The organism is Nitrospira sp. BLG_1, assembly GCF_047338595.1.
Lineage (GTDB): Bacteria > Nitrospirota > Nitrospiria > Nitrospirales > Nitrospiraceae > Nitrospira_D.
In genome coordinates, this window is sequence record NZ_JBLFBO010000069.1 from 1 (window position 1) to 10,005 (window position 10,005).

4 protein-coding genes are annotated in these 10,005 nt (G+C 58.7%); all 4 read left to right on the forward strand.

The annotated features are described in order from the left end of the window. Positions 1 to 4,795 (forward strand): beta strand repeat-containing protein (locus ACMTNU_RS19470; protein WP_413936955.1); only part of this gene is annotated, 4,795 nt, incomplete at its 5' end. 21 nt (positions 4,796 to 4,816) lie between these two features. Further along, the gene (locus ACMTNU_RS19475) at positions 4,817 to 6,742 is read left to right on the forward strand and encodes an ATP-binding protein (RefSeq protein ID WP_413936956.1); all 1,926 of its coding nucleotides are present in this window, start codon (positions 4,817 to 4,819) and stop codon (positions 6,740 to 6,742) included. 172 nt (positions 6,743 to 6,914) lie between these two features. Beyond that, positions 6,915 to 9,227, forward strand: a complete 2,313-nt coding sequence (locus ACMTNU_RS19480) for a PBP1A family penicillin-binding protein (protein WP_413936957.1) — start codon at positions 6,915 to 6,917, stop codon at positions 9,225 to 9,227. Positions 9,228 to 9,328: 101 nt separating this feature from the next. Then, a complete protein-coding gene (locus ACMTNU_RS19485) occupies positions 9,329 to 9,772 on the forward strand; it encodes a bactofilin family protein (RefSeq protein ID WP_413936958.1) in 444 nt (147 codons plus the stop codon). Positions 9,773 to 10,005 lie beyond the last annotated feature (233 nt).

Sequence of the window (10,005 nt, forward strand, 5' to 3'; positions counted from 1 at the left end):
CGATGCCGCCCCCAATACCGTCACGGTCGATGTCACCGCCGTCAACGATGCACCGACCGATCTGAGTCTCTCGGCAAACACGGTGGCGGAGAACGCGGCGAACGGGACGACGGTGGGGACGGTGAGCGGGACAGATCCGGACAGCGGCGATACGAAGACCTATAGCTTTACGGATAGTGCGGGCGGGCGGTTTGCGATCAACAGCAGCACGGGCGTGATTACGGTGGCGAACAGCAGTCTGCTGAACTATGAGGCGGCGACCAGCCATAGCGTGACGGTGCGGGTGACGGACAGCGGGGGGCTGACCTACGACGAGACCTTCACGATCAATCTGACCAACGTCAATGAAACGCCGACGGATCTGACGCTCTCTTCCAGCAACGTGGTGGAGCATGCCGTGAACGGGACGGTCGTGGGGACAGCCAGTACCACCGATCCCGATGCGGGCGACTCCCATACCTATCAGCTGACTGACGACGCCGGCGGGCGCTTCGCGATCGATGCCACAACCGGTCAGATCACCGTGGCTGATGGCTCGCTGCTGCACTATGAGGTGGCTCCAACGCATGACGTGACGGTCCGAGTGACGGACAGTGGCGGGCTGACCTACGAGAAGACCTTCACGATCAACCTGATCGACGCCAACGATGCCCCGGATGATCTCGTCCTCTCTTCAAACACCGTGGTTGAGAATGCCGCGAACGGCACGGTTATCGGTATCGTCACGGGGAACGACGTTGATGCTGGGGACACGCTGACCTACAGCTTCACCGATAGTGCAGGCGGGCGGTTTGCGATCAACAGCAGTACCGGCCAAATCACCGTGGCCGATGGGAGTCTGTTGAACTATGAGGCGACGACGAATCACAGCGTGACGGTACGAGTGACGGACAACGCTGGTCTCACCTATGACGAGACCTTTACGATCAATCTGACCAACAGTAACGAGATGCCGACCAATATCAGCTTAAGCAGTAATACGGTATCTGAGAACGCGGCGAACGGCACGGTCGTGGGGACGGCCAGTACCACCGATCCTGATGCAGGCGACACGCACACCTATTCTCTCCTTGATTCTGCCGGCGGCCGCTTCACGATCGATGCGAACACGGGGCAAATCACGGTGGCGGATGGGACTCTGTTGGATTACGAGAGTGCGACCAGTCACACGATCATGGTGCGGACGACGGATGCCGGTGGGCTGACTCACGATCAGACACTCACGATCAACCTTACGAATGTCAACGAAGCCCCGACATTCAGTAATCTGGCTGATACCCCGACCTATACGGAGGGTGGCTCACCGGTTGTGCTGGATGCGGATGTGCAGCTTACTGACCCTGAACTGTCAGTGGCCGACAATTTCAACGGCTCCACGTTGACCCTGGTCCGCAACGGTGGGACGAACGCCGAGGATGTGTTCAGTGCCACGGGCACACTCAGCCCCCTTATCGATGAAGGGGCGTTGATCGTGAACGGCATTACTATCGGTGGGGTGCTGCAGAATGCAAATGGGACGCTCATCCTCGTGTTTGGTCCGAATGCCACGAATGCGTTGGTCAACCAGGCGATGCAGCAGATTGCGTACGGTAACAGCAGCGATACCCCACCATCCACGGTCCAGATTGACTGGACGTTCAACGATGGCAACAGCGGTGGTCAAGGCACAGGTGGGGCGCTGACGGCTACTGGGAGCACGACTCTCACCATAATTGCCACGAACGATGCGCCAGTGCTGACTCCCGTCGCACCGGATGTCACCTTTGTCGAAAATGGCTCACCGCAAGTGGTCGATGCGACGGGCACGATTGTTGATCCTGACTCTGCCGACTTTGACGGTGGGATCCTCATGGTGTCGATCTCGGCCAATGGGACGGCTGACGATCGATTGATCGTAGGGAACTTCGGTACTGGCCCTGGGCAGGTGGGCCTGTCGGGCAACAACGTGACCTACGGCGGCACAGTGATTGGGACGGTGAGCGGGGGCACCAGTGGGTCGGATCCGTTGGTCATCACTTTCAATACGAGTGCTACTCCTTCGGCAGTCCAAGAGGTCTATCGCAGTATTCAATTCAGCAATGTGAGTGATGATCCGTCGACGGCGACCAGGCAGATCGCGTTTGACCTGACCGATGGGGATGGCGGCGCTGCCACGCCGCAGACCAAACTCGTTTATATCCAAGCGGTCAATGACGCACCGGTGAATACGGTACCAGGGGCGCAAAGCGTGAATGAGGACACTCCATTGGTGATCAGCGGGCTGTCGGTCACCGACGCGGACGGCAATCTGAGCAGCGTCCAGCTAGCAGTGAGCAACGGAACATTGAATGTGACTCTGAGTGGAACGGCCAGCATCAGTGCGGGTGCTAATGGGTCCAACACCCTGACGCTCATGGGGAGCCAAGCCGACATCAACGCGGTGTTAGCGACGCTGACCTATCAAGGCACCCTGAACTTCAATGGGAGTGACACGCTGACGGTGACGAGCACTGACAGTAATAGCGTGAGTGACATCGATACCGTGGCCATCACCGTGACGGCGGTGGATGACGCGACGGTGGTGACGGGGGGCACGAGCGGGACGGGTAACGAGGACACAATCGTGACGGGGACTCTGACAGCGACGGATGTCGAGGGTTTGAGCGACGGCACGGTGTTTACTGTGACAGGAGCGGCGAGCAATGGGACCGCGAGCATCGATCCGAGCACAGGCTTGTGGAGCTATACGCCGAATGCGGACTTCAACGGCAGTGACAGCTTCACCGTGACAATCACCGACGACGCGGGCAATACCACGACGCAAGTGATCAGTGTGACGGTGACGGCCGTTGTCGACATCACGGACGATAGCCTGACGACGACCGAAGACACGGCGATCAGTGCGAACGTACTGACGGGGACGAACGGGGCCACGGCCGACAGCTTTGAGGGAACCTCGGTGCTGACGAGCGTGACGCAGGGGGCAAACGGGACGGTGGCGTTTCTGGCGAACGGGACCGTAACCTATACACCCAACGCGAACTTCAACGGGACCGACAGCTTTACCTACACCATTACCAGTGGAGGGGTCACGGAGACCGCGACGGTGACCGTGACGGTCACTGCCGTAGATGATCCAACGGTGGTGACGGGGGGCACCAGCGGGACGGGTAACGAAGACACGACGCTCACGGGGACCTTAACGGCGACCGACAACGATGGGTTGAGTGATGGCACCGTATTTACGGTGACCGGAGTCGCCACAAACGGAACGGCGAGTATTGATCCAGCGACCGGGCTGTGGAGCTACACCCCCAACGCGGATTACAACGGCAGCGACAGCTTCACCGTGACGATCACCGACGACGCGGGCAATACCACGACCCAAGTAATCAGTGTCACCGTGACGCCGGTCAATGATGCGCCGCTTCTTTCCACGAACACCGGCAGCACCGTCGCCGAAGGCGGGACGGATACCATCGATGCGAGTGAACTGGCCGTGACCGATGTCGAACAGGCTGCGGCCCAACTGACCTACACGATCGGCACTGGTCCACTCTATGGGCGATTGGAACTGACGACTGCACCCGGAGTGAATGCCACCGCCTTTACCCAAGCCGACATTGCGGCGAATCGGCTGCTCTACGTTCACGATGGCTCCGAAACGACAAGCGACAGTTTCACCTTCACCGTGAACGATGCGGCTGGAGGCTCGCTGGGGCTCACGACTGTGACGCTGACGATCACCCCTGTCAATGATGCCCCCACGATTACGAGCAGTGGCGGTGGTGCGACTGCGGCCATCTCGGTTGGGGAGAACGTCAGTGCGGTGACGGTTGTCACGGGGGCAGATGTGGATCTGCCGGCGCAGGCCCTCTCCTACAGCATCAGTGGGGGTGTGGATCAGGCCTTGTTCACGATCAATGCAGCCACGGGTGCGTTGAGATTCACGGCGCCACCGGATTTCGAAGTGGCGACGGACGCGAACGGCGATAATGTGTATGTGGTCCAAGTTCAAGTCGTCGATAGCCAAGGGGCGAGTACGACACAGACCGTCCAGGTGACCGTAACAGATGTAGTGGAAAGTGTGGCCCCGCCTCCGGTTGTTCCACCGATTCTGTTGACGCCCATTCCTCCGCCTTCCTCCGGTGGGCCGACTTCCGGACCAGGGGCGCCTCCAGCGGATGAACCGGTGACTGTCTCAGATCCAACCACAGTTCCACCCGGGCCCACGGTGCCGCCGATGGTGGGGCCACCCGTGAACGTAGTGCCACTGACCCTCGTGCCGCCGTCAGAACGTCCCGTAGAGCGGGTGCCTGAGGAGCCGCGTAAGACTGAGGAAGATGCAAAGGACCGGCCGCTCTTCTTTGTCAACGATGACCAGGGGCGTCCACTGTACAGCGTGTTACCTGTGGAGCCCGCTCCGACACTAGAGCCGGAGCCTCCGGAGACCACACCATCTGTGAGTGACCTGCTCATGGCCAAGCTTGATGAGATGGCGGTTTCACTGGAGCAGGCTGTGAACGTCTCGCAGGAACGCCACGAGCTCATGGCACGGGTTGCGGCGGTGACCGGCACCACCTTGTCCGTGGGCTTTGTGGCGTGGGCGCTGCGCAGTGGGGCGATCTTGGCAAGCATGCTGGCCACCATGCCGGCCTGGCAACACTTCGATCCACTCCCCGTGGTGAAACTTACCCGCAATGAGCGCAAACACCGGCGTGACGAAGCTACCAGGGCGCAGCAACAAGAAGCGGCGGAGTTCAAGGGGTTGAACCAGGTGCTTGACAAGGCACCTCCCCTCAAGCGGACGGCTTGATCAACCGGCGACAAGAAGGCTATGAATCGGTTTTCCCCTAGTCTCGTGATCAGTCTCTGTCTGGTCGGGATCACGATTGGTGCGCTGGTAATCGGAGCAACGTTGGTCGACCTAGACTCCGACAAAAGAACCCACGTTTTTGCCGCGCGAAAGACCCTGTCGGAATCTCTCGCCATCGAGTACGCGATCCTCGCCGCTTCAGGCCAACAGTCGGCTCTTGAGGGAGCTCTGAGGGCGTTGGTGGCTCGTGATACAGCTATTCAGTCCATGGCTATTCAGGTGATCGGTGGTGAACGGCTGGTGGTCGTCGGTGATCACGAGCGATATTGGATTGAACCTCCTGTGCGGCAGTCCACCATGACTCACATGCAGGTTCCCATTCACAAGGCCTCCTCACCCTGGGCCATGTTACAGATCTCATTCAAGCCGACCCATCTCTCTCCGGAGGAGAGGTGGTTGACTGGTGCGTGGCCTCGCTTTGTGGCCGTGGTTGCCGTGCTGACGTTTATCGGCGCACTTGCCGTCATGACGCGGATACTCCGTTATGTGGATCCATCAGAGGTCATTCCTCCCCGGGTGAAAGGCGCCCTTGATAGCCTCACCGACAGTGTGGCTCTGGTAGATCGGTCAGGGTCCATCGTTTTGGCTAATGAGGCGTTCTGTCGATTAGCCCATCAACCGCTCGCCTCCATCCTGGGCCGTTCTCTCTCTCGGTTTCACTGGGAGCCGGATCCTGACGGTCCACGTTCCACTGTGCTGGAGTATCCATGGGAACGAGCCATTGAGTACAAGACACTTCAGCAGGGCGTCCGGCTCGGGTTTCGTCCTCCGGTCGGTGCACTCCATACGCTGTCTGTGACCAGTATGCCGATTCTCGAGGAAGGAGACGTCGTGAGGGGCATCCTTGTGTCCTGTCACGACGTCACCGATGTAGATCACGCCAAGGCACAGCTACGGGATGCCATTACCAAGCTTGAGCTATCGCAATCCAAAGTGGTCGCGCAAAATGAACAGTTAGCACAGGCGAATGATGCGCTCACGCAGGAGGTCGAACAGCGGAAGCGGATTCAAGTAGAACGGGAGGAGTTGAATCGCAAACTGCTTGAACGTTCCCGGTCGGTCGGGATGGCTGATGTGGCCTCGACGGTGCTGCATAATGTGGGGAATGTCCTCAATAGCGTCAATATCTCCGTCGATGTCGCCATGCGTGCGTTGAAACGAGTCCCGATCGACGACATCGCCTTGCTCGCTTCACTGTTACAACAACATCGGCATGAGCTTGTCCATTACTTGTCTGAGGATGTGCAGGGGAAGCAGATTCCTTCCTATCTGACGATGTTGGCCGAATCGATGACGCAGAACCAAGCCCTGGTGGAATCAGAACTCATCGGATTGAGCCGCAATGTCGACCATATCCGCCAGGTGGTCGACCGGCAAGTCCACCTGGCCAGATCGGAGCGACCGCTGTGGGAACCAGTATGCTTTCAGCATGTGATGGAACAAGCCCTCGCCATCCATCGTCCGACACTTGACCGACGAGGGTATGAGATCGTGGAGCGGTACGATAAGGAGCTTGAAGGGCTCTGCGACCGGCATCAGGTGCTGCAAATATTGGTGAATTTGGTGAGCAACGCCCAAAAGGCGATGGAAGCGCTACCGGACAAGCCTCACCGATTGACGCTGCAGGTTGGTGCAGCAACGGATCGTCCAGGCTTTGTCCGGTTTGAAGTCATCGATACCGGAATGGGGATCGCAAGTGATCATCTTCCGCGTCTCTTCACCCAGCGCTTTACCACCAGATCCGATGGGCATGGCATTGGCCTCCACAGCGCGATGCTTGCTGCCAAGAATCTCGGAGGGACACTTCAGGCTCACAGTGATGGACCAGGACAGGGGGCTACATTCATATTGGATCTGCCGGTCAGCCCCGTAGAGGCCCCCGTTTAGTTCGCTCCACGATCAGGCAATCGATCGACGTATGTGCAGCGTCTCACCCCGGGCGTAATGCCTTCTGCCGAATGTCAATGTGTACGGGCTGACCTGGTCGGTTAGGCTTCCCGTCTTATCATTTGAATCCCCCTATTCCTCTTGTCCCATCCGCAGGGTACACTGAGTGGCTATGCCAAATCGGTTTACCTCTCGACTGTTTCGATTGACCAAGCGTCTCTTTGTGGCGGGCATCTGCTTGTTGGGAATCAGCCTGGCGGTTTTGGCCGGCTATGGCTTCTTCCTTTCCGGCAGTCTGGCGCTGCCGAAAAGCGACGAACATCCTCCGCTTCTGATCTACGGCGCACCGTTTTTTCTCACGCCTGGATTGCATCCTCAGGATGCCGGTTTGTTCGACCGACTCCAGCGGTTGGAATACCGGCGAGTCAATGGCCGTCCACGGGTGGCCGGTGAATATGCGGTGACCCATGATGCCATCGATATTTTTCTCCATGCCCAAGAGGAAAGCCGGTTACCGGCTCGAGTCGTGAAATTGACGTTGACGGAGGGCATTGTATCCGAGGTGCTCTCGGCCTCCGATGGGCAACCAGCGGCACTGGTCTCCCTCGAACCGGCATTGATCAGCGGCATGCGTCGGGGAAGCAGACAGGTTCGTGAGTGGATTCCCTTGAGCCGCGTCCCACCCACGCTGATTCGCACGCTCTTAGCGATCGAAGACCGTCGGTTTTTTTCCCATATCGGAGTTGATCCCATTTCGATCGGCCGTGCGCTCTGGACCAACCTGACGCATGGTGCCGTTGTGCAAGGAGGCAGTACCCTGACCCAGCAGCTCGCGAAGAACCTCTTTTACTCTCCACAGCGCACGTTCGGGCGAAAGATTCGGGAAGTCGTGGCTGCGGTGGCGCTTGAGTGCAAGTATCGGAAGGAGGACATCCTCGAAAGTTATGTCAATGAAATTTACCTCGGCCAAGCGGGGCCGGTCTCCATTTACGGCGTCGGGGAGGCGGCGCATCGATATTTCGGCAAGACCGTGGAAAGTCTGTCGATCGAAGAGGTGGCTTTGATCGTGGGGTTGGTGAAAGGGCCGAACGTCTATTCGCCGGTCAAGAACATCGAGAATGCTACCAAGCGGAGAAATGTGGTCTTGCGCCGACTCCGCGACGAGGGACTGTTGACGGAGGACGCATTGAAGCGTTCGCTGAATCGACCGGTGAAGGTCGTGCTGGCTCAGGATGTGCTTACTGATGCACCGTACTTCGTCGATCATCTCCTTCGAGAAATCGAAGAAGGGATCAGGCAGGAGATTCCTGAGGGCGCCCGAGTCTACTCGACGCTGGATCCTCGAGCGCAGCAACTTGCCGCACAGGCCTTGCAGCATGGACTGGCTAAGCTCGAAAAGACCTATCCCTCGCTGGCCGATGGAGACTCGCCGCTTCAAGGCGCCGTCGTCGTGTTGGATGTCAAGCATGGCCATGTGCTGGCGATGGTCGGCGGGCGGGACTATCGCACAAGCCAATTTAATCGGGCGGTGCAGGCCCGTCGATCCGCCGGGTCTCTGTTCAAACCGTTTGTCTATCTGGCCGGATTTGAAGCGGCACGCGATCAAGGGGAGGCCGGGCTGACGGCCGCGACTCTGTTGGCGGATGAACCGTTGACGTTGGAATCAGGCACGGGCTCTTGGTCGCCTCAGAATTACGATCGACAGTACCGAGGACAGGTCTCCGTTCGAACGGCACTTGAACAGTCGCTGAACGTCCCTGCTGTTCGGACGGCACACCGGACCGGTATGGCGTCGCTGACAAGCTTGCTCCAGGCGTTCGGGGTTGCGACACCGCTGGCGGACAATCTGTCTCTAGCATTGGGGAGCTCCGCGGTGTCTCTGCTTCAGATTACGGCTGCCTATACCGGGCTTGCGAATGGAGGCGTCGTCGTCCATCCCGTGGCGATCTCAAACCTCGTACGGGACGGTGGGGAAACGATCTGGAGTCCGGCGGTCGATCGGCGCCAGGCCGCCAGCCCCCAAGGCGTCTTTCTGGTCACCTCGTTGTTGAAAGGCGTGGTGGATCATGGGACTGCCGCCAAGGCCAGAGCGATGGGGGTGCAGGGGCCGGTGGCGGGTAAGACTGGAACGACGGACGGGTATCGGGATGCCTGGTTTGTCGGCTATACACCCGATCTTGCGATCGGGGTCTGGGTAGGGTTCGATGACGAGCGTCCGATTAAACTGACCGGGGCGCAAGCGGCCCTTCCGATTTGGAGTGAATTGGCGGTACGGCTGATCCCACGCCAGCACGGTGACTTTGACCTGCCTTCCGGGATCGTCGAGCGTCGGATCGATCCGCGCACCGGTCAGCTTGCCACGGCACAATGTCCGGAGCATCGCACGGAGTTCTTCATCGTGGGGACGGAGCCCACCGTCTACTGTGAGGTGCATGGAGGCGGATTTCTGGAACAGTTGAAAGAGACGTTCGGGGTCTCCCCCTGATTGAGGGTGGAACCAACCCGCTGGATTCCACAAACCGTTAGGTCTATCCAAGGTCCTCAGGTACTCTTATAGAGGCGATTGGCCTGTACGGGGGAGGTTCCATGAAGAAGACTGGGTATGGCGACGACGGCAATATTACGCTGTTGGCGAAGGGTGTTGAGCTGAAGGGTGAAATCAGGGTCGACGGCACGGTACGTATTGATGGGCGATTGGAAGGCGACGTGCACACGAAAGGAGAGGTCATTGTCGGCGAAGACGGCGTGGTGAAAGGCTCGATCCATGCCGATTCCCTTGTCAGCAGTGGAAAGATCAAAGCTACGGTGACTGCGACGGGGAAGGTGCAACTCCTCAAAACCGCCATCCTCATCGGTGAAGTCCATTGCCCCACGTTGTTGATGGAGGAGGGTGCCAAGTTTCAGGGGGTGAGTGATATGGGTGTCACCGGGTGGCCTGAAGAAGCTCAGCGGTTGCCGGGCAACGTTCGTGACATGAATGCCCATCGCAACAAGCCGGTGGCGTTGATCGGGCGAGAAGTCGACCTATAGCAAACCACTGCTTCCCTTCTTCCTCCTCACTGCGTTCGGTTGTCGAACCCCTGCCAGCCTGCTGAGCCTTCCCGTGACAGACAGGTTCAGATCTGCTATTTACTCTTGACCTCTTCATGAAATTGCGGCGTCGTCCATGACTCGACAACAGATTTTTTCCGTGGTGTTCTTTTCTCTGCTGGTCCTCCTGCTCTATCAGATCGGGTTGATGTTCAAGCCATTTGTCTTTTCCG